The 18269-nt window shown below is 71.5% G+C and carries 20 protein-coding genes; 12 read left to right on the forward strand and 8 right to left on the reverse strand.

The genetic code is table 11. The features are described 5' to 3' along the window. Positions 1–112: 112 nt before the first annotated feature. Positions 113–292: a DUF6104 family protein gene (locus AWX74_RS26450; RefSeq protein ID WP_054565114.1), complete on the forward strand. Its 180-nt coding sequence runs from the start codon at positions 113–115 to the stop codon at positions 290–292. 48 nt (positions 293–340) lie between these two features. Here AWX74_RS26450 and AWX74_RS26455 read toward each other — a convergent pair whose 3' ends face one another. Then, on the reverse strand, positions 341–1315 hold the full coding sequence (locus tag AWX74_RS26455; RefSeq protein ID WP_091282532.1) for a zinc-binding dehydrogenase: 975 nt from the start codon (positions 1313–1315) through the stop codon (positions 341–343). 297 nt (positions 1316–1612) lie between these two features. On the opposite strand from AWX74_RS26455, the gene AWX74_RS40875 reads away from it, so the two are divergent. Further along, on the forward strand, positions 1613–1756 hold the full coding sequence (locus AWX74_RS40875; protein WP_193209816.1) for a hypothetical protein: 144 nt from the start codon (positions 1613–1615) through the stop codon (positions 1754–1756). Between the two features lie 173 nt (positions 1757–1929). Here AWX74_RS40875 and AWX74_RS26465 read toward each other — a convergent pair whose 3' ends face one another. After that, positions 1930–3204 carry an NAD(P)-dependent malic enzyme gene (locus AWX74_RS26465; RefSeq protein ID WP_091282536.1) on the reverse strand — a complete coding sequence of 425 codons (1275 nt, stop codon included), beginning with the start codon at positions 3202–3204 and terminating at the stop codon, positions 1930–1932. A gap of 1220 nt (positions 3205–4424) precedes the next feature. Here AWX74_RS26465 and AWX74_RS26470 point away from each other — a divergent pair. Continuing rightward, positions 4425–5048, forward strand: coding sequence for a dTDP-4-dehydrorhamnose 3,5-epimerase family protein (locus AWX74_RS26470; RefSeq protein WP_091282540.1), 624 nt, complete (start codon positions 4425–4427; stop codon positions 5046–5048). A gap of 228 nt (positions 5049–5276) precedes the next feature. Here the strand turns inward: AWX74_RS26470 and AWX74_RS26475 are convergent, their stop codons facing one another. Next, on the reverse strand, positions 5277–5798 hold the full coding sequence (locus AWX74_RS26475) for a S24/S26 family peptidase (RefSeq protein ID WP_341271979.1): 522 nt from the start codon (positions 5796–5798) through the stop codon (positions 5277–5279). Here AWX74_RS26475 and sodN point away from each other — a divergent pair. The 4 genes from sodN (at position 5776) to AWX74_RS26500 (ending at position 9012) form a co-directional block, all read left to right on the forward strand. Beyond that, positions 5776–6174, forward strand: a complete 399-nt coding sequence (gene sodN / locus AWX74_RS26480) for a superoxide dismutase, Ni (protein WP_054565120.1) — start codon at positions 5776–5778, stop codon at positions 6172–6174. The genes AWX74_RS26475 and sodN overlap by 23 nt on opposite strands. Positions 6175–6342: 168 nt before the next feature. Further along, positions 6343–6834, forward strand: a complete 492-nt coding sequence (locus AWX74_RS26485; protein ID WP_091282671.1) for a GNAT family N-acetyltransferase — start codon at positions 6343–6345, stop codon at positions 6832–6834. A gap of 454 nt (positions 6835–7288) precedes the next feature. Beyond that, positions 7289–7825, forward strand: coding sequence for an ATP-binding protein (locus tag AWX74_RS26495; RefSeq protein ID WP_091282548.1), 537 nt, complete (start codon positions 7289–7291; stop codon positions 7823–7825). Then, positions 7822–9012 carry an RNA polymerase sigma factor SigF gene (locus tag AWX74_RS26500; RefSeq protein ID WP_091282550.1) on the forward strand — a complete coding sequence of 397 codons (1191 nt, stop codon included), beginning with the start codon at positions 7822–7824 and terminating at the stop codon, positions 9010–9012. The genes AWX74_RS26495 and AWX74_RS26500 overlap by 4 nt, the downstream gene beginning before the upstream one ends. A 37-nt stretch (positions 9013–9049) precedes the next feature. On the opposite strand, the gene AWX74_RS26505 is transcribed toward AWX74_RS26500, so the two are convergent. Continuing rightward, on the reverse strand, positions 9050–9550 hold the full coding sequence (locus tag AWX74_RS26505; protein ID WP_226931251.1) for a hypothetical protein: 501 nt from the start codon (positions 9548–9550) through the stop codon (positions 9050–9052). 121 nt (positions 9551–9671) lie between these two features. On the opposite strand from AWX74_RS26505, the gene AWX74_RS26510 reads away from it, so the two are divergent. Continuing rightward, a complete protein-coding gene (locus AWX74_RS26510) occupies positions 9672–10667 on the forward strand; it encodes a diacylglycerol/lipid kinase family protein (protein ID WP_091282552.1) in 996 nt (331 codons plus the stop codon). Positions 10668–10674: 7 nt separating this feature from the next. Here the strand turns inward: AWX74_RS26510 and AWX74_RS26515 are convergent, their stop codons facing one another. After that, the gene (locus tag AWX74_RS26515) at positions 10675–11538 is read right to left on the reverse strand and encodes a glycerophosphodiester phosphodiesterase (RefSeq protein ID WP_207550420.1); all 864 of its coding nucleotides are present in this window, start codon (positions 11536–11538) and stop codon (positions 10675–10677) included. A gap of 645 nt (positions 11539–12183) precedes the next feature. Between AWX74_RS26515 and AWX74_RS26520 the strand changes: the two genes are divergently transcribed. Further along, entirely contained in the window at positions 12184–12432 is a 249-nt protein-coding gene (locus AWX74_RS26520) for a WhiB family transcriptional regulator (protein ID WP_006539780.1), read from the forward strand. Between the two features lie 411 nt (positions 12433–12843). Here the strand turns inward: AWX74_RS26520 and AWX74_RS26525 are convergent, their stop codons facing one another. Further along, on the reverse strand, positions 12844–14313 hold the full coding sequence (locus AWX74_RS26525) for a sensor histidine kinase (RefSeq protein WP_006539779.1): 1470 nt from the start codon (positions 14311–14313) through the stop codon (positions 12844–12846). Positions 14314–14365: 52 nt separating this feature from the next. On the opposite strand from AWX74_RS26525, the gene AWX74_RS26530 reads away from it, so the two are divergent. The 3 genes from AWX74_RS26530 to bioB all read left to right on the forward strand — a co-directional run bounded on the left by AWX74_RS26530 (position 14366) and on the right by bioB (position 17627). Continuing rightward, positions 14366–15661, forward strand: coding sequence for an 8-amino-7-oxononanoate synthase (locus AWX74_RS26530; protein WP_091282674.1), 1296 nt, complete (start codon positions 14366–14368; stop codon positions 15659–15661). After that, positions 15658–16374, forward strand: coding sequence for a dethiobiotin synthase (gene bioD / locus AWX74_RS26535; protein ID WP_091282556.1), 717 nt, complete (start codon positions 15658–15660; stop codon positions 16372–16374). Before AWX74_RS26530 ends, bioD begins: the two co-directional genes overlap by 4 nt. A gap of 194 nt (positions 16375–16568) precedes the next feature. Continuing rightward, positions 16569–17627, forward strand: a complete 1059-nt coding sequence (bioB, locus tag AWX74_RS26540) for a biotin synthase BioB (protein ID WP_091282560.1) — start codon at positions 16569–16571, stop codon at positions 17625–17627. Between the two features lie 74 nt (positions 17628–17701). On the opposite strand, the gene bsaP is transcribed toward bioB, so the two are convergent. Both bsaP and AWX74_RS26550 read right to left on the reverse strand, forming a co-directional pair. After that, positions 17702–17890, reverse strand: coding sequence for a biotin synthase auxiliary protein BsaP (gene bsaP / locus AWX74_RS42635; protein WP_035951111.1), 189 nt, complete (start codon positions 17888–17890; stop codon positions 17702–17704). Positions 17891–17974: 84 nt separating this feature from the next. Next, positions 17975–18193: a biotin/lipoyl-binding carrier protein gene (locus tag AWX74_RS26550; RefSeq protein WP_006539775.1), complete on the reverse strand. Its 219-nt coding sequence runs from the start codon at positions 18191–18193 to the stop codon at positions 17975–17977. Positions 18194–18269: the final 76 nt, after the last annotated feature.

Here is an 18269-nt window from a genome sequence, read left to right on the forward strand (position 1 = left end):
CCCAAGCCGGCGGTGGGCCGGGCCCTGACTGCCACGGGCCCGGCCCACCGCCGGATCTCGTTTCGCGACCTTGCACGCCTGCGCGACTCGTACGACCCGATACCGTCCAGGCATGTACTTCACCGACCGTGGCATCGAGGAGCTCGCCAACCGGCGCGGCGAGGAGTCGGTGTCCTTCGAATGGCTCGCGGACGCGCTGCGCACCTTCGTCGACCTGCACCCACAGTTCGAGGACGCCGTCGAACAGCTCGCGACCTGGCTCGCCCGGCCCGACGACGACCCCGACCTCTAGCGCCGCACCCGCGCGGCGCCCGCCGCACCGCGCCCCGGAGAACCCGGACTAGACGGTGAGGACGAGCTTGCCGAACACCTCACCCTGGGCGAGACGTTCGAACGAGGCTCGCGCGTCCGCGAGCGGGCGGACATCGTCGACCAGCGGGCGGGTGCCGGTTCGGTCCAGGAGGCTCACCAGGTCGGCCAGCTCGCCGCGGGTACCCATCGTCGAGCCGACAACCGAGAGCTGGAGAAAGAAGATCCGGTTCAGCTCCGCCGGCGGGTTCGGCCCGCTGGTCGCCCCGGAGCAGACGATCCGGCCGCCCGGGCGCAGCGAACGCACCGAATGCGACCAGGTGGCGGCACCGACCGTCTCGATCACCGCGTCGACGCGGGCCGGCAGGCGCTCCCCCGTCGCGACCGCGAGGTCGGCGCCGAGATCGAGCGCACGGCGACGCTTCGCCTCGTCCCGCGAGGTGACGAAGACGGTATGCCCGACCGCCTTACCGATCATCAGGGCCGCCGTCGCCACCCCGCCGCCGGCCCCCTGGACCAGGATCGTGCCACCGCCGCTCGCGGGCAGGCCCGAGCGGCTGACCACCATGCGGTAGGCGGTCAGCCAGGCGGTCGGCAGGCAGGCCGCCTCCTCCCACGACAGCGACGCCGGTTTCGGGACGAGATTCGCCCGTGGGACGGCCACCTGCTCGGCCAGTGTTCCCGGATGCAGCTCGGAAAGCAGCGTCCGGGACGGGTCCAGGGTCTCGTCGCCACCGCCCCGGGCCGGGTCGCCGATGACCGCGTGGACGATGACCTCCGCACCGTCGGCGCTGACCCCGGCGGCATCGCAGCCCAGGATCATCGGCAGCCGCTCGGCGGGCAGGCCGACACCGCGCAGGCTGAAAAGATCGTGATGGTTGAGCGCGGCGGCCCGCACCGAGACCGTGGTCCAGCCCTCCGGGACCACCGGCGCGGGCTGATCACCGACGCGCAGGCCTGAGAGCGGGTCGTCCGGGTTGATCGCGACTGCGGCAGCGGCAAGCACGAGCCCGACCCTATTGCGCCGGTGACGCCTGGCGCTCGGACGCTCCGTGCCCTCTCGGTGCCTCGGAGTTCGTCCGGGTTCGGGTGGCTTCAACCCGCACCCGACGAGCCTCCGCGCAACCCGGCGGCCCATGACCGCACGATCCAAAGGCCCCGGCCGTCGCGCCGACCCCGCGGATGTGTTGAACTCAGTCCCGTGGCAACACAGGGAGGAACGCCGGCTGCGGTCGGCCGTGACGGGGGCGGTCGCCGATTCGGCTGGCGTCGGCATCGGCCGGTGCCGGCCCCCGAGCCGCCGATGACACTCGCGACCGACGGCGACCCGATCATCATCGTCCCGTCGGCGGATTTTGTGTGCTGCTCCTACAAGGGCTGCGGCGCGCTGCGTCCACTGGCCGAGGTGAACGAGAACCGGCCCTGTCTGGGCTGCGGCCGGGTCTGACCGTTCCAGACAGGCTCCCGGGGGCCCTCTCGGCTGGGCCCTGTGGGCCGGCCAGCGGCCCCGGCAGGAGCCTGCGAGCAGGCGCCCTGGGGCAGGGGCCTGGGAGTTGGCCGGAGACGACGATGGCCGCCGAGGGTGGGAAACCCTCGGCGGCCATCCTCAGGTTCGCCTGGTCAGCGGCGCGCGACTCCGTCGGCACGGGCCGCTTCGGCCACCGCCGCCGAGACGGCGGGGGCGACCCGCGCGTCGAAGACGCTCGGGATGATGTGGTCCTCGCTGAGCTCGTCAGCGATCACGTCGGCGAGCGCCCGGGCGGCCGCCAGCTTCATGCCCTCGGTGACCCGGCTCGCGCGGACATCCAGCGCACCGCGGAACACACCGGGGAACGCCAGGACGTTGTTGATCTGGTTGGGGTAGTCGCTGCGACCGGTCGCGACGATGCGGGCGTACTTGTGCGCGACCTCGGGGTCGATCTCGGGGTCGGGGTTCGCCATCGCGAAGATGATCGCCTCCGGCGCCATGGTCGCCACGACCTCCTCGGGCACCTTGCCGGCGGAGAGGCCGAGGTAGACGTCCGCGCCGGCGAGGGCCTCGTTGATCGAGCCCTGCTTGCCGGCCTTGTTCGTGTCCGCGGCGAGCGCGGCCTTGATCGGCGTCAGGCCATCGCGGCCGGCGTAGATCATGCCGCGGCTGTCGCCGACGGCGATGTCACCGATCCCCGCCGCGAGCAGGATGCGGGTCACGGCGATCCCGGCGGCGCCCGCCCCCGACACCACGGCCCGCAGGTCCGAGAGGTTCCGGCCGGTGAGCCGCGCGGCGTTCTCCAGCGCGGCGAGCGCCACGATCGCGGTGCCGTGCTGGTCGTCATGGAAGACGGGGATGTCGACACGCTCCTGGAGCAGCGCCTCGATCTCGAAGCAGCGCGGCGCCGAGATGTCCTCCAGGTTGACACCGCCGAAGCCCGGCGCGAGCCTCGCGACGGTGGCGACGATCTCCTCGACGTCGGTGCAGTCGAGGCAGATCGGCACCGCGTCCACGCCGCCGAAGTGCTTGAACAGCGCGGCCTTGCCCTCCATGACCGGCAGCGCCGCGGCGGGCCCGATGTCGCCGAGGCCGAGCACCGCGGTTCCGTCGGTCACAACGGCGACCGTGTTGGCACGCCAGGTGTAATCGTCAGCCAGTGCCGGCGCCTCGGCGATCGCCATGCACACCCTGGCCACGCCCGGCGTGTAGGCGAGGGAGAGGTCTTCACGGTTGTTCAGCGGCGCGGTCAGGCCGATCCCGATCTTTCCGCCCCGGTGCAGCGCGAAGGCGGGATCGTCGTCGGAGGGGCGCGGGCTCGGCCCGTCGAAGCCCGGCGACACTGCCGGCGACTGCGGCGAGGCCGCGCCCTGGACCGGGGCGGCGATGGACTGGTCGAGGGTCGTGTTGTCGGTCGTTGCGGTCACGAAAGGGGCTCCTCGGACAAGCCACGGCGGTACCGTCCGGCGAACGGTGTCACTGCCCGGACGTGGCTAGGACGTTCCCGGGACCCCGGCGAAGATCACGCGTTCGCGGGGCGGCGGGCCTTGCGCTGTCGCCTCGGCGTGTGAGGCGGCTGGTTGTGCCACATGTCTGCGGCGGGGGTGGCCCGGCGCAGCTTCCAATATGGCACGTGCAGCGCCCCGAGCCCGGCTGTCTGGTTCGCCACTGACCGGCCGCGGATGTCTCCTGCGCGAAACCGACAGACGGGAACCGAGGCCACCGACGTAGCGTGCTCGTGACATGACTGTGCTTGTAGGCGTCTCGGGCGGCACGCGACACCGTCGCGCGCCGCGGCGACAGGCCGCCCGGCGACGGTACCTGTCGCCCATCCGACTCGATTCGGGCCGGTCACGAGCGTCACAACCGCCACCGGTCCGGCACACCCGGCGCGGTGGCGGCGCTGCCGCCGGCCTTCTCGGCGCCGCCGCGAGCATCGTCCGGCGGGCCGGGGAACACGTCGTCTGATCACGATGGAACCGTGAGACGGACATCACGGCGCAGGTCACGAATCACCTCATGCCCAGAACCAATCGCGATGTCCGGGACCGGACGCGACGCCAGGAACCAGCGGCGATGCCCGGAACCGGTCGTGGCTGCGCCAGCACCGGGTTCTGGAGGCCACTCCGCCAGGTCCCGGAGGCCACCACACCAGATTCCGGAGGCCACCACACCGGCCGGCAACCGACCGGGTCGCCGGAGGAGACCGCGCCGCGGCCGCACGCCTTCCCGTCGCCAGACCTCCCGCCACCCATGTCAGCCGGGTTTCCCAATCGGGCCGAAAGCCCGGGCGCATCGGCGGGGCTGATTCCGGTGCGTTTCCTGCTTGTTTCCCGTCGAGATCAGCCCAATGATCACGGGTTCGCGACACACGCAGCACAGATGAATCGTGAGACGATTCACGCTCGCACAAATGTTGTTCGTCCGTGGATTGGTGGAGTGCGGGAGGCGACACAAAGGGGATCCAGGAACAGGTCCAGTGTCAACACCGTAACCCCCCGTACGGCACGGCGACATATTTCGGGAGATCCCCGACAACCCGCGGTCGAGATGATAACCAAAGGTGTCATCTCGTTCACCCAGAGCACGCATTCCCGGACGAGCCTCACGAGGAATCAGCGAGCTAAACCTAGTAGCGTATGTTCTCGTGGAGGTCACCGAGCTGCCGATAGCCGATACCTGGTTGTTCACCCCGCGCAAGCACTCCGACCCTCGCGGGACATTCCTCGAATGGTTCCGCACCGACACGCTGGAATCAGTGGCCGGGCACCGTCTCGAACTCGCCCAGGCGAACGCGAGCGTCAGCCGCGCGGGAACTCTGCGCGGAGTGCACTATGCCCAGGTGCCACCCAGCCAGGCAAAATACGTGACCTGCGTGAGTGGTCGCGTTCTGGACTGTGTGGTCGACATACGGCTCGGCTCGCCGACCTTCGGCGCGCACGCGGCCGTCATCCTCGACGACGTCGACCGCCGCGGGCTGTACATCGCGGAAGGCCTGGGGCATGCCTTCATGGCCCTCACCGACAACGCGGTGATCACCTATCTGTGCTCGGCCCCCTACACGCCGGCCCGTGAGTACGGGATCAACCCGCTCGACCCCGACCTCGACCTCCCCTGGCCACCTGACATCACGCCGCTGCTGTCCGAGAAGGACGTCGCGGCGCCGAGCCTGTCGCAGGCCGCCGCCGCCGGGATCCTTCCCGACTACGCCGACTGCAGGGCCTTCTACGAATCGCTGCGCCCGCTCGGCAGCGGCATCGGCCGCGGCTGAACCAGCCGCACGCCCGGCCGGCAGGCCACCTCCGCGGCCCCGGAACAGCCCCGACGGCTCCGACCTGCCCCACCACCGGCAGCCCCGCGCAACGGCCGAGGCCGCGCTCCGGCGTGGCCGCGCGACGTACGACTGTGGCCGTACGAAGACAGGGGCCGTACGAGGACAGGGGCCGTACGAGGACAGGGGCCGTACGAGGACAGGGGCCGTACGAGGACAGGGGCCGTTTCAGGGCGCGGGCCGCACGCGGCGTCGACGCAGCGGACGTGGCCGCGGCCAGTACCGGGCGACCACCCGGCCCAGGATGTCGGTGGCCGCGACCATGCCGAACGTCGCGCTGTCGGTTCCGACCCCCACGTTGTCCGAACGCAGCCACCAGGAACCGTCCGGGTCCGCGAACTCGGCCCGTTTGATTCCGAGTCCTCGTTCCGGCAGCCGGGCGACCACCACGTCTCCCGGCCTGGGTGGCGCTCCCCACAACACGAGGCACGCATCGCCATCGCGCAGTGTCGGACGCATGGACTCGCCGCGAACGGACACCGCCCGCGGAGAAATGCTCGGCCTCACAGGGGTAGGTTGCCAGAAGGCGGAAAACCGGGCCCGCGAGCTGCACATCCGCGGCCCGGATCCCGCGATCGCACCCACCCGGGCCGGCCTGTCCCGCCGTACGCAGGACACGGCCGCCCTGGGGCGACCTGAGACCCGAGGCGTAAGGAGAGGAAGCGGAATGAGCCTGCTCAAGCCCGCCATCAGCGTCAACGCCCACTGCGACCTGCCCTGCGGCGTCTACGACCCCGCGCAGGCGAAGGTCGAGGCCCAGTCGGTCAAGGCCATCCAGGAGAAGTACCAGGGCAACACCGACCCCGAGTTCCGGGCCCGCGCGCTGGCCATCAAGGAGGAGCGCGCGGAGCTCGTCAAGCACCACCTCTGGGTGCTCTGGACCGACTACTTCAAGCCGAACCACATCGAGAAGTACCCGCAGCTGCACGAACTGTTCTGGAAGGCCACGAAGGCCGCCGGTGCCGCCGGCGCGAAGGGCTCGGTCGACCCGGCCCAGGGCCAGCAGCTCCTGGACCTGATCGACGAGATCTCGACGATCTTCTGGGAGACGAAGGCCGCCGCCTGACGGTCACCCGACCAGCACGACGGACGTCCCCGCCGGAGGCGCACAGCGCCACCTGGTGGGGACGTCCCACGTCAGGGCCCTTCCGCGGACCTCGCCCACCCGCCCGGCGCCGTGCCTGCCACCGGCCGCCGCCACCTGACGCCACCTGACGCCACCTTCGGAGCCGACATGATCAGAGCAGCGCAGCGCGCGGACGTCGCCGCCGTTCTGGCCCTCGTCCATGGCCTCGCCGCCTATGAGCGGGAACCGGACGCCGTGTCGATGACCGACGAAGATCTCGCCACCGCGTTGTTCGGCGACCCGCCCGCGGCGTACTGCCTGGTCGCCCTCGACGCCGGCACGGTCGTCGGGTGCGCGCTGTGGCACCCGACCTTCTCGACCTGGACCGGCAAGGCCGGCATGTACCTGATCGACCTGTTCATACGGCCCGAGCATCGCCGCCATGGGCACGGCCGGGCCCTGCTCGCGGAACTGGCCCAGCTCTGCGTCCAACACGGGTACCAGCGCCTCGAATGGGCTGTGCTGGACTGGAACACCCCCGCGCACGCCTTCTACCGGTCGGTGGGGGCGGCACCCACCTCCGAGTGGACCACCTGGCGCCTGGATGCCACCGCGATCAACGCGCTGGCCGGCCCGCGCCAGTCCCCCGATATCGGCTGACGTGCCCTTTCGCCGGCCGAGCCGGTCTCATCCCGGGCTCGCACCCGTATCGCCCCGGCTGGCCGCCATCCACGCTGACCTGTCAGCCGGCCGGCATCCGGCCGAGCCGCGCGATGAATTCCCAGTTGACCGAGTATGAATCGGCCATCCGCGACCAGTCGGACCCCGGGCGGCGCGTTCTGATCACCCGACCTGCGACACCCCAGGGAGGCTGGGTACGGTGGTGAACCACGGGAGGCCGCGCCAGACGTTCCTCCCGGGCAGAACCATCAGCAGGACCATCATCGGAGTACCGCCCCGCGGAACGGGGCATGGGTCAGCACCGGAGTGTCGTCCGGAAACGGACACGGCGCCCCGGATGACATGACTGGTCGCGGCGACGGCGCCCGGCACGACGACATACATCATCGACGAGGACCTTCCTCGCACGACCCGGGCTCTTGGGGGTAGGAACGTGAATCCGACGCCTTCTACCGGCGGCGCGGAGAACTCCGGCGGCATCTCGGGCGAAGCCACCCACGAGGGCGGCCCGCACGACGTCGTCCAGCTCACCCTGCCCGCCGCGAGCGCCTATCTGACCGTCCTGCGGACGGCCACGGCGTCCCTCGCGGCCCGCTTGGACTTCACTCTCGACGACATCGAGGATCTTCGTATCGCGGTGGACGAGGCCTGCGCACTGCTGCTCGTCTCCGCTGTTCCCGGTTCGTCGCTGGAATGCAGATTCGCCCTGGAACCTGGCGTTATGAAGGTCCTGGTCACAGTCGAAAGCCTGGACGGCGAGCCGCCGTCCCGGGAGACGTTCGCCTGGACGGTCCTGACCGCGCTGGCCGGTGACGTCTCCAGCTCGACGGGCCCGGGTTCCCGGGTCAGCATTGCCCTTCAGAAGCGTCGCGGCGTCCGGGCCGACCTGGGTGAGCCCCCGGCCGGGCACGTACGCGGCTCAGGCGCGGCCTCCGCAGCGGCCCTCGGCGACACGGTAGGCACGTTGTGACTTCAGCCGGCAGAACACCCACCACACCTCGATCAGCGCCCGCGGGCCACGCGGGCGGCCTCGACTCCGCGGGCGCGGGCGACCCCGTCACCGCGATCAGCCAGCGCAGCGCCGACGACGTCGCCGGCGTGACCGCGCTGTCCGGGGCCGGAACCGACCACGGCGGCCTCGGCCACGCCGAGCCAACCGTCGGCCCGCGCTCCGAGCGCGGGTCCGCGGCAGGCGGGCAACCCGCCTCGGCCGCATCGACGGCCTCGGCCCTGGGCGAGCAGGCCAATCCGGACGATGCCGTCGACGCGGCCGGGCCAGCCGGCCCGGGCGGGTCGGACGAGCCGGGTTCAGCCCGGTCGGATGCCGAACCGGGTTCGGGCACGGACTCGGACACGGATCCGGATGGAGCCGACAGCTCCGAGCGGTCCGGCAGCACCTCGCCGGACCGGGTCCGGGCCCGCCTCCTGTTCGCCCGCCTGGTCTCCCTGCCCGAGGGCGACCCCGAGCGGGCGGCGCTGCGCGACCAGCTCGTCCGCATGCACCTTCCGCTGGTCGAATACCTCGCTCGTCGGTTCCGAAACCGCGGCGAGCCGCTCGACGACCTGGTGCAGGTCGCGACGATCGGCCTCATCAAGTCGGTGGACCGGTTCGATCCGGAGCGTGGCGTCGAGTTCTCGACCTACGCGACACCGACGATCGTCGGTGAGATCAAGCGGCACTTCCGGGACAAGGGCTGGGCCATCCGGGTTCCGCGCCGGCTCCAGGAGCTGAAGCTCTCGCTGACGAAGGCGACCTCCGAGCTGTCCCAGTCGCTCGGACGGTCGCCGACCGTCAGCGAGATCGCCCGCCATCTGGAGATGACCGAGGAGGAGGTGCTCGAGGGCCTGGAGTCCGCGAACGCCTACTCCGCGGTCTCGCTCGACGCCCCGGACTCCGGCGACGACGAGGCCCCGGCTGTCGCCGACACCCTCGGGGTGCAGGACGAGTCCCTGGAGGGCGTGGAGTACCGCGAGTCCCTCAAGCCACTCCTGGAGAAGCTGCCGCCGCGCGAGAAGCGCATCCTGCTGCTCCGCTTCTTCGGCAACATGACGCAGTCGCAGATCGCGAACGAGCTCGGGATCTCGCAGATGCACGTGTCCCGGCTGCTTGCCCGCACCCTGGCCCAGCTGCGCCGCGGGCTGCTGGAAGACGGCTGATCCTCGGGCGCCGGCCGACCCCCGGGCCCGGGTCGGCTCAGGTCGACGTCCGCCTGGGCGCCCGCTGGCCACCATCGGGCTGATGAGCGGCCGGCTGATCGGCGTCATCGCCCGACCGGAAGTACCCGCCGCCAAGCCCCAGGGCGATGACGATGGTGATCGGCACCGCCACCAGCGGCACGCCGTAGCCGTACAGGCCGCCCTGGAGCAGCCCCCAGGCAACAGGAAGACACAGGATCTGGGTCACGAGAGCCGGGGTCCTGAACCCCTCCCGGCCTCGGAACACTCCCCACGTGACGAGACCCAGGCAGGCCGCGCCCACCAGCGCCAGCAGCCCGCCGGTCTCCGCCCGCCCGACATCGTCGATGTCGGACCCGAAGCCACGAACCACCAGCAGCACGCCCAGGCCGGCCAGAACCGCCGTCTCGATGCCCAGCAACGCCCCTGCGACGAGCACGGGCCGCGGCCTCGCGCGCGGCTCCGCCGCCGGCTCCGGCCCACGGCCGGACTCCCCCACGGCGCCACGGTTGGTACCCATCCGCCAAGATTACGTGCCGGACAGCGCCACACCCGGGCGCTGCGTCACGGCCGTCGGACGCACGGTGTGAGAGTTTTCCCTCCCCACTGCCCCGAATGTTTGCGCAGGCTACCGTATTCGTATGCACGGGCTGCTGGTCGTCAATCCGGTCGCGACCACGACCACCGAGCGGGTCCGAGACGTGCTCGCCACCGCTCTGACCGCGGACGTCGCCCTGGAGACGGTCGTCACCAAGGGGCGCGGCCACGGCGTCGAGCTCGGTGTCCACGCCCGCGAGCTGGGCGTCGACGTGGTGATCGTGCTCGGTGGCGACGGAACCGTCAACGAGGTCGTCAACGGCCTGGTCAGCAGCGGCCCGGCGAGCGACGGCCCCGCACTCGCCGTGGTGCCCGGCGGCAGCACCAACGTGTTCGCGCGCGCCCTCGGGTACTCTCCGTCCCCCGTCGAGGCGACCGGCGAGCTGCTCGCCGCGCTGCGCGAAGGCCGTTCCCGCGACGTCAGCGTCGGGCTGGCCCACTACGGCGACCAGCAGCGCTACTTCGCCTTCTGCCTGGGCATGGGCCTGGACGCCGATGTGGTGGCCGCGGTCGAACGCCGTCGCCAGAAGGGGCGCCGCAGCACGCCCGGGCTGTTCCTGCGCTGCGCACTCGCCGAGATGATGAAGCGGACCGGGCGCTCCGGTCCGACCATCAAGGTCACGACGGCAGCCACCCCGGCCGAGGGCGCCACACCGACCGAGGGCGGCGCGGCGGCGGAGGGCACGGCGGACGACGCCGCTCCCGCCGAGGTGTCGCTGGCGATCGTGTGCAACACCCGGCCCTGGACCTACCTGAACAACCAGCCGGTAGCCGCGTGCCCCCAGGCGTCCTTCGACACCGGCCTGGACCTGGTGGGCCTGCGGCGGGCCCGGATGACCAGCGTGGTGCGCACCGGCCTGCAGATGCTCGGCGACAGTCCCGATCCGCACGGGCGCAACGTCGTCCGGCTCCATGACGCGTCGTCCATCACGCTGGACGCCGACCGCCCGGTCACGGTGCAGATGGACGGCGAGGTACTCGGGCTCTTCGAGTCCGTGGAGCTCGCCAACGAGGCGAGCGCGCTGCGGGTGATCGCCTGACGCGCGCTCAGCGCGCGTCCTTCCCCCCGTCGGCCCCACCGCCGTCGGGCCCACTGCGGTGGGGCCCACCGTCGTCGGCTCCGTTGCCAACGGCGCCGTTGCCAACGGCTCCGTTGCCATCAGGCCGACCGCCGGTCGGTTCTCCTCGCCCGAGCGCACGGCGGATGGCGGTCGGGTCGTCGCAGATGATGCCGTCGACTCCGGCGTCCTGAAGCTCCAGCGCGGCCCCCGGGTCGGTGACGGTCCAGGTGACCAGCCGGATGCCGGCACGACGCGCCCGCGCCACGGCGTCCGGCGCACGGCGCACGGCGGACAGGTGCGCGTGCAGCTCTGCGTGGCCGGCCGCGCGGACGTAGGCGATCCCGCCGCTGACCGACATGCGCGGCATTGTCAGAAACGCGGTCCCGACACCGATCCCGGCGTCCCGGACCGCCTCGATCGCGAACCAGTCGAAGGACGACACCGTGATCCCCGCCGCCGTGGCATCGGCGTGGCCGTCGCCCCTGGCGCGCAGGAGCTCGATCAGCGCCTGGGCCGTCCGCTCCCGCGGCGCGTCGAAGTCCGGCTGGCCCGGCTGGTTCTTGATCTCCAGAATGAGCCGCCCGCGGCCGCCCCAGGCGTCGATCATCTCCGTGAGCGCGGGGATGCCGTGGCCGGCCAGCTCCCGCGTCGACCGGCGAATGACCGCACGCCCACCGAGGCCGCCCACACGCGGCAGCCGAGCGTCGTGCACGCACACCAGGTCGCCGTCGGCGCTGCGGCGGACGTCCAGCTCGACTCCGTCCGCGCCGGCTCGTAACGCGGCATCCACGGCCTCGACCGTGTTCTCCGGGCCGGGCGACCGGCTGCCACGATGCCCCAGAACCTCCATCGCTCCATCCTGCACGGAGGCACCCGCGATCGGTAGCCGGCGGCACGCCGGGCTGCCACGGCCCGCCTCAGGGCGCCGGTGACCTCGATCTCAGTGGGCGCCGGCATCGTTCCCAGGCATGGATGTGGTTCGGGGCGCAGACGCCTTGCACGGGCGGCCTATGCACAGCGAGAATCAACACCAAAGCGACAGCCTAGCACAGAATGACCAAGCGTCATGGCCTGCATTCACAAGATCAGCTAGCCTGGCAGCGACGCGCGGCGCCGAGTCACCCCACAACGGTCAGACATGATCCGGTAGGCCAAAAAGAGCTACGGGACAAGGGATTCTCTCCCCACGGCCAATCCTGGGTGAAGGGTCGGCTCAGCCGTGGTCCGCCCGTGTCCCTGGTGGACAGGTACCGGCCAGACCCGGTGTGAAGACGCATGCAGGTTCTTGCGCACCTGCCCGTTCCGGTGGGAGGGTGGCGAATGTCCGAGGTAGATGCACGTGCACCTGGGACCACGCGCATGCACTCGCACAAGCCCCGATCGTCACGCCCCAACCAGACATCCGAAATTTTCTTCTGGGACGCGACGCAACCAAGGCGGCTCACCGAGCGTCTGATGTGCAGTGTGGTCCGAGACGAGAGAGGGAGTAGTACGCATGGACTGGCGCCACCGCGCGCTTTGCCGTGACGAGGATCCCGAGCTCTTCTTCCCGATCGGTACGACCGGTCCGGCAGAACGCCAGGTCGAAGAAGCGAAGGCAGTCTGCAGGCGATGCGCAGTCACAAGTGACTGTCTCAACTGGGCTCTTGACACCGGGCAGGACTCCGGAGTCTGGGGCGGTCTCAGCGAGGATGAACGCCGGGCGCTCAAGCGCCAGGAACGCCTGCGAGTTCGCACCGCCTGAGCTCGGTAGCGCCCTGGCCTGGGCGATACCGCGCCAGTCGGCGTCAGCACGGAACGCGCCTGCTTCGTGCAGGCCGACCACAACCAAACAATGATCTCTGGCAGCCTCGACGTACACGGATGAGCTGGATCTCGCCCCCGGTGGGAGAGGTCGCCCGCGTCCGCTACCGAGGTGTGGTGACCGCGCGCGCTCAGCGCGGGAGCCGCGAAGAGTAACACCATCGGCCGCTCTGTCCGCTGGTCCGCCGCAGTCGCCTGCACGGACACGGACGGAGCGGCCGAAAAATCTTTTCGGGCCACTTTCCCACCCGACGACCCCGCCGACGGAGACGACTCGACCAGCGCGCGTCGGCCGTGGACGGAGGTCACGCAGGAGGGTCTACCCCGCCACGCAAGCCCCAAACACACGACTTCAAGAAAGTGGAATCGAAAGCAGCGCCTCGGTCCCCCGCTCCGGACCGGCCTGCAGCCGGATGGTCCCCCGCATCTCGCCGAGCACCAGCTGCCGCACGATCTGCAGCCCGAGCCGGGGCGAGTGCTCGAGCTGGAAGTCATCCGGCAGACCCGCGCCGTCGTCGGCGATGACGATGTCGAGGCGGTCACCCTCACGCCGCACCCGGAGCTCGATCGCCCCCGAGGATCCGTCGAACGCATGTTCGACAGCATTCTGCAGAAGCTCCGAAAGCACAAGTGCCAACGGCGTGGCGAGTTCGCCGGGCAGCCGTCCGAACGACCCGGTCCGCCGCGTCGTCGCACGTGTCCCGGTCGAGGCGAGATCCACCGTCACCGAGGTGATCTGGTCCGCGATCTCGTCGAAGGGCACCGACTCGCCAAGGGTCTGGGAGAGCGTCTCGTGCACGACCGCGATCGAGGTGACCCGGCGCACGGACTCCCGCAGCGCGTCCCTGGCCTCGTCCGCCTTGGTGCGCCGCATCTGCAGGCGCAGCAGCGCGGCCACCGTCTGCAGGTTGTTCTTGACCCGATGATGGATCTCGCGGATCGTCGCGTCCTTGCTCAGCAGCTGGGCCTCGCGGCGCCGCAGCTCCGAGACGTCCCGGACGAGGACCAGAACCTCCCGGATCGCGCCCGGGTACAGCGGGATCGCCCGGAGCAGCACCACCGTGCTGCCCACCTCCAGCTCGACCTCGACCGGCCGGCGCCGGCTGATCGCGTGCCACACCGCGGGTGTGGTCGCCGGCAGGTTCAGTGCCCGGTGCACGGTGCGCAGGTCCTCGCCGGTGACGTTCCCGGTGTAGCCGAGACGCCGGTAGGCCGACAACGCGTTCGGGCTGGCGAAGATGACCTTGCCGGCACCGTCCAGGCGCATCATCCCGTCGCCGACCCGCGGAGGCTCGGGCAGCTCCGCGGAGCCGCCCAGGAACGGGAACGCCCCTTCGGCGATCATCAGTGCCAGGTTGTTCGCCGCCTGCAGGTACGCGGACTCCAGCGCGCTCGGCGTGCGCGTCGTCGCGAGGTTGGTGTCACGCGCCAGGACCGCGATCACCCGGTTGCCGTGCCGGACCGGAATCGCCTCGGTCCGAACCGGGACGCCACCGTCCCACTCCGGCTCGCCCTCCCGGGCGATGCGGTGCTCACGCCAGGCGTTCTGCACCACCCAGCGGTTGATGACGACGCTGCCCACCTCGTCGTTGTGGTACGCCGTCGGCCCGGTCGTCGGACGCACCTGGGCCACGACCTGGAACTCCATGCCACCGGCGTGACCCGCGCGTACCGAACCGGACCGAGCGGGCACGAGCAGTAGCAGGTCCGCGAAGGACAGGTCGGCCAGCAGCGCCCAGTCCGCGACGAGCGCGTGGAGGTGGTCGATGTCGTCGTCGCTGAGATCGGTGCCCGCTCGCAGGGCGTCGGCCAGGGTTCCCACGGGACGCAGACTGCCAGACGCCCGCGGTGGCGTGCCGGGCGGCTGGGTCGGAATGCGTACGCTCGCCGACGTGATGCCCGAACGCACCAGCACCACGTCACCAGGCAAGCAGCCCGACGGACCCCCCGACGCCGATCCACTCGGCTGGTTGGCGGCGGCGGCACGGCAGCGATCCGAGGCCGGGCTGCACCGGGTCCTGCGCCCCCGAGCGCCGCGCCCGCGACCGGGCGACACGCCAGGCGACGCACCGGGGAACGCGGCGCTGCCGGCACAGGGATCCCTGCAGCCCTGGACGGACGGCGACCTCCTGCTCGACCTGGCCGGCAACGACTACCTCGGGCTCGCTCGCCATCCCGCCGTGATCGAGGGTGGGATCGCAGCGTTGCGCGCGTTCGGCGCCGGGTCCACCGGCAGCCGCCTGGTGAGCGGCACCACGACGCTGCACGGCGATCTCGAGGCCGCGCTGGCCGAGCATCTCGGCTTCGCCTCGGCGCTGGTCTTCTCCTCCGGGTACGCCGCCAACCTCGCGATGATCACCGCGCTGACCGGCCCCGGCGACCTGGTGGTCTCGGACGAGCACAACCATGCCTCGCTGGTGGACGCCTGCCGGCTGTCCCGCGCCGACGTCGTGGTCACCCCGCACGCGGACGTGGATGCGGTCGACAAGGCGCTCACGACCGGCACCTGGCGGCGCGCGTTCGTCCTCAGCGACTCGGTCTTCTCCGCCGACGGCGACCTGGCTCCGCTGGCCGCCCTGCACGGAGTTGTCAGACGGCACGGCGCCGTGCTGCTCGTCGACGAGGCGCACGGGCTCGGCGTGGTGGGCGACGGCGGCCGGGGCGCCCTGGCCGCCGCCGGGCTCGCCGGCCAGCCCGACGTGATCGCCACCGTCACCCTTTCCAAGTCGTTGGGCAGCCAGGGTGGCGCCGTCCTCGGCCCGGCCGCGCTGCGCGACCACCTCATCGACACCGCCCGGACCTTCATCTTCGACACCGGCCTGGCACCGGCCTGCGCGGGCTCGGCACTCGCCGCGCTGCGCCTGCTCACCGAGCGGCCGCAGCTTCCGGAGCAGGTCCGGCGGCGCGCACACGAGATCGCGGCGGCGACGGGGGCTCCGGAACCGGCCGGAGCTGTGGTCTCCGTGGTGCTCGGCGACCCCGAACGGGCGGTCGGCGTCGCCGCGGCCTGCCGCGAGGCCGGCGTCGCCGTCGGATGCTTCCGCCCGCCGACGGTCCCCGCCGGCACGAGCCGGCTGCGGGTCGCCGCCCGGGCCGATCTCACCGACGCCGATGTGGCCCGGGCGGTCGGGGTGATCACCGGATCGATCGCACGCTTCCCCGAACGATGAGCGTGATAATCGTCACAGGAACCGGGACCGAGGTGGGCAAGACCGTGGTGACGGCCGCGCTGGCGGCACTCGCCGCGGACCGCGGAACCACAGTGGCCGTCGTCAAACCGGCGCAGACCGGCGTCCGCGCCGACGAGCTCGGCGATGTGGATCTGGTCCGGGACCTGTCCGGGGTCGGGGACGTCCACGAGCTCGTGCGCTACGGCGACCCGCTGGCGCCGGTCAGCGCCGCGCGCCGGGCCGGCCGGCCCACCCTCGACCTCGCCACGGTGGCCGACACCGTCCACACGCTGCGGGCCGACCGCCGCCTCGTCCTCGTCGAGGGCGCCGGCGGCCTGCTGGTCCGCTACGACGAGGCCGGCGCCACCGTCGCCGACCTCGCCCGCATGCTGAAGGCGCCCGTGCTCGTGGTGACCACCGCCGGGCTGGGCAGCCTCAACGCGACCGCGCTCACCCTGGAGGCCATGGCGCACCGCGGCCTCGACCTGGCCGGTGTCGTGATCGGCTCCTGGCCGGCGACGCCCGACCTGGCCGCCCGCAGCAACATCACCGACCTGGAGCTGCTGGCGGCGCGCCCGCTCGCCGGAGCCGTCCCGGCCGGCGCGGGCCTGCTCGACCCGCAGCGGTTCCTGGACGTGGCGCGGGCCTCGCTCGAACCAGCACTCGGCGGCGCTTTCGACGCCGCCGCGTTCCGGGCCCGGCACGCCGCATGACGGCACCGCATGACAGCCGCACGCCGGCACCGCATGACAGCCGCACGCCGGCACCGCATGACGGCACCGCAGACACACGTCACAACACCGGCACGATCAGCACGGATGACTGAACAATGGTGGCGGCACGGACACCACGGCCCATGCCGAAGCCTCCGCCTCCACACCCACCGGCAGCCACACCCGACCTTGCGATGGGGATCCCTGTGACCGCACCTGTGACCACGCCAGTGGAAACGTCCCCGGCCGTCGATGCTCCCGACGACGGCCTGCTCGCCCGCGCACGCGAACAGGTCCTCGAGGCGGGCCGAGGGCTCGACGAGCAGGACGTGCTGGCGGTCCTCCGGCTGCCCGACGAATCCCTCAACGACCTGCTCGCGCTGGCCCACGAGGTCCGGCTGCGCTGGTGCGGCCCCGAGGTCGAGGTCGAGGGCATCATCAGCCTCAAGACCGGCGGCTGCCCCGAGGACTGCCACTTCTGCTCGCAGTCCGGGCGCTTCGACTCGCCGGTTCGGTCGGCCTGGCTGGACATCCCCTCGCTCGTCGACGCCGCCAAGGCCACAGCCGCGACCGGTGCCACCGAGTTCTGCATCGTCGCCGCCGTCCGCGGTCCCGACGAGCGGCTGATGGCGCAGATCCGCGAAGGTGTGGCAGCGATCCGCGAAGCGGTCGACATCCAGGTGGCCTGCTCGCTCGGCATGCTCACCCAGGAGCAGGTGGACGAGCTCGCCGAACTCGGCGTGCACCGCTACAACCACAACCTGGAAACGGCGCGCTCGTACTTCCCCCAGGTCGTGACGACCCACAGCTGGGAGGAGCGGTGGGAGACGTGTGAGCTCGTCCGCGCCGCCGGCATGGAGCTGTGCTGCGGGGCGATCATCGGGGTGGGCGAGTCACTGGAGCAGCGCGCCGAGCTCGCCGCCCAGCTGGCGATGCTGGAGCCCGACGAGGTGCCGCTGAACTTCCTGAACCCGCGGCCGGGCACTCCCTTCGGAGACCTGCCGCCGGTCGACGCCCGCGACGCGCTGCGCACCATCGCCGCCTTCCGGCTCGCGCTGCCGCGCACGATCCTGCGCTACGCGGGGGGACGTGAGATCACCCTGGGCGATCTCGACGTGCGGGGCATGCTCGGCGGCATCAACGCGGTGATCGTCGGGAACTACCTGACCACACTGGGCAAGGACCCCGGCAGCGACCTGGAGATGCTCGCCGACCTGCGCATGCCGATCAAGTCGTTGCAGGCCACCCTGTAGCGCGCCGAGCACACGGGCCCGGGCCGGGCCGCCCGGCGCGCGGCGTGACGCCGCCGGCCCGGGCAGCCCGCCCGTCAGTTCGACACGGACGTCCCGTGCTCAGCGCACCGGGCGCTCCACCCCAGCGGGGTCACCTGGACGACCAGGCGGCGCCGGCAGGACTGGCAGTACCGCGGCGGTTCGAGCGCCCGGGCCCGCGCGCAGGCCTCGTGGCTCCCGATGCTCGCAAGCTGGCCACAGCGGTCACAGAACGAGGCGTCCATAGGGCACCAGCGTAGGGCAGAGCCACCCGCCCGCGCCCTCCCCGGACGCCGCGCCGCACCTGGAAGCGAGTCAGAACTCGCGGGTCAGGACTCCACGACGGCGATCAGGTCCCCGTCCTGCACGACATCGCCCTCGTTGACGGCGATGCTCGCGACCGTGCCACCCTCCTCGCTGATCACCGGGATCTCCATCTTCATGGAGTCGAGAATGACCAGCGCGTCACCGGCCGCGACGGAGTCACCGACACCGACGACGACCTTCCAGACGTTGGCAACCATCTCGGCACGGACTTCCTCAGCCATCAGGCTTCCCTTCCCTCGCCTCGACCACGCTGCGGCGCTGCTGGTATCAGCGTAGTGGTGACCCGGTGCGCTTCCG

This window comes from Parafrankia irregularis, assembly GCF_001536285.1.
GTDB lineage: Bacteria > Actinomycetota > Actinomycetes > Frankiales > Frankiaceae > Parafrankia > Parafrankia irregularis.

Bases quoted from the DNA above. Each gene is read 5' to 3' on its own strand.
- AWX74_RS26530 (WP_091282674.1), top strand. From the start codon at position 14,366: ATGCGTACGCTCGCCGACGTGATGCCCGAACGCACCAGCACCACGTCA.
- AWX74_RS26510 (WP_091282552.1), top strand. From the start codon at position 9,672: ATGCACGGGCTGCTGGTCGTCAATCCGGTCGCGACCACGACCACCGAG.
- AWX74_RS26550 (WP_006539775.1), bottom strand. From the start codon at position 18,193: ATGGCTGAGGAAGTCCGTGCCGAGATGGTTGCCAACGTCTGGAAGGTC.
- AWX74_RS40875 (WP_193209816.1), top strand. From the start codon at position 1,613: ATGACACTCGCGACCGACGGCGACCCGATCATCATCGTCCCGTCGGCG.
- AWX74_RS26485 (WP_091282671.1), top strand. From the start codon at position 6,343: ATGATCAGAGCAGCGCAGCGCGCGGACGTCGCCGCCGTTCTGGCCCTC.
- AWX74_RS26520 (WP_006539780.1), top strand. From the start codon at position 12,184: ATGGACTGGCGCCACCGCGCGCTTTGCCGTGACGAGGATCCCGAGCTC.
- AWX74_RS26505 (WP_226931251.1), bottom strand. From the start codon at position 9,550: ATGGGTACCAACCGTGGCGCCGTGGGGGAGTCCGGCCGTGGGCCGGAG.
- bioD (WP_091282556.1), top strand. From the start codon at position 15,658: ATGAGCGTGATAATCGTCACAGGAACCGGGACCGAGGTGGGCAAGACC.
- bsaP (WP_035951111.1), bottom strand. From the start codon at position 17,890: ATGGACGCCTCGTTCTGTGACCGCTGTGGCCAGCTTGCGAGCATCGGG.
- AWX74_RS26515 (WP_207550420.1), bottom strand. From the start codon at position 11,538: ATGGAGGTTCTGGGGCATCGTGGCAGCCGGTCGCCCGGCCCGGAGAAC.
- AWX74_RS26475 (WP_341271979.1), bottom strand. From the start codon at position 5,798: ATGGCGGGCTTGAGCAGGCTCATTCCGCTTCCTCTCCTTACGCCTCGG.
- AWX74_RS26450 (WP_054565114.1), top strand. From the start codon at position 113: ATGTACTTCACCGACCGTGGCATCGAGGAGCTCGCCAACCGGCGCGGC.
- bioB (WP_091282560.1), top strand. From the start codon at position 16,569: ATGGGGATCCCTGTGACCGCACCTGTGACCACGCCAGTGGAAACGTCC.
- sodN (WP_054565120.1), top strand. From the start codon at position 5,776: ATGAGCCTGCTCAAGCCCGCCATCAGCGTCAACGCCCACTGCGACCTG.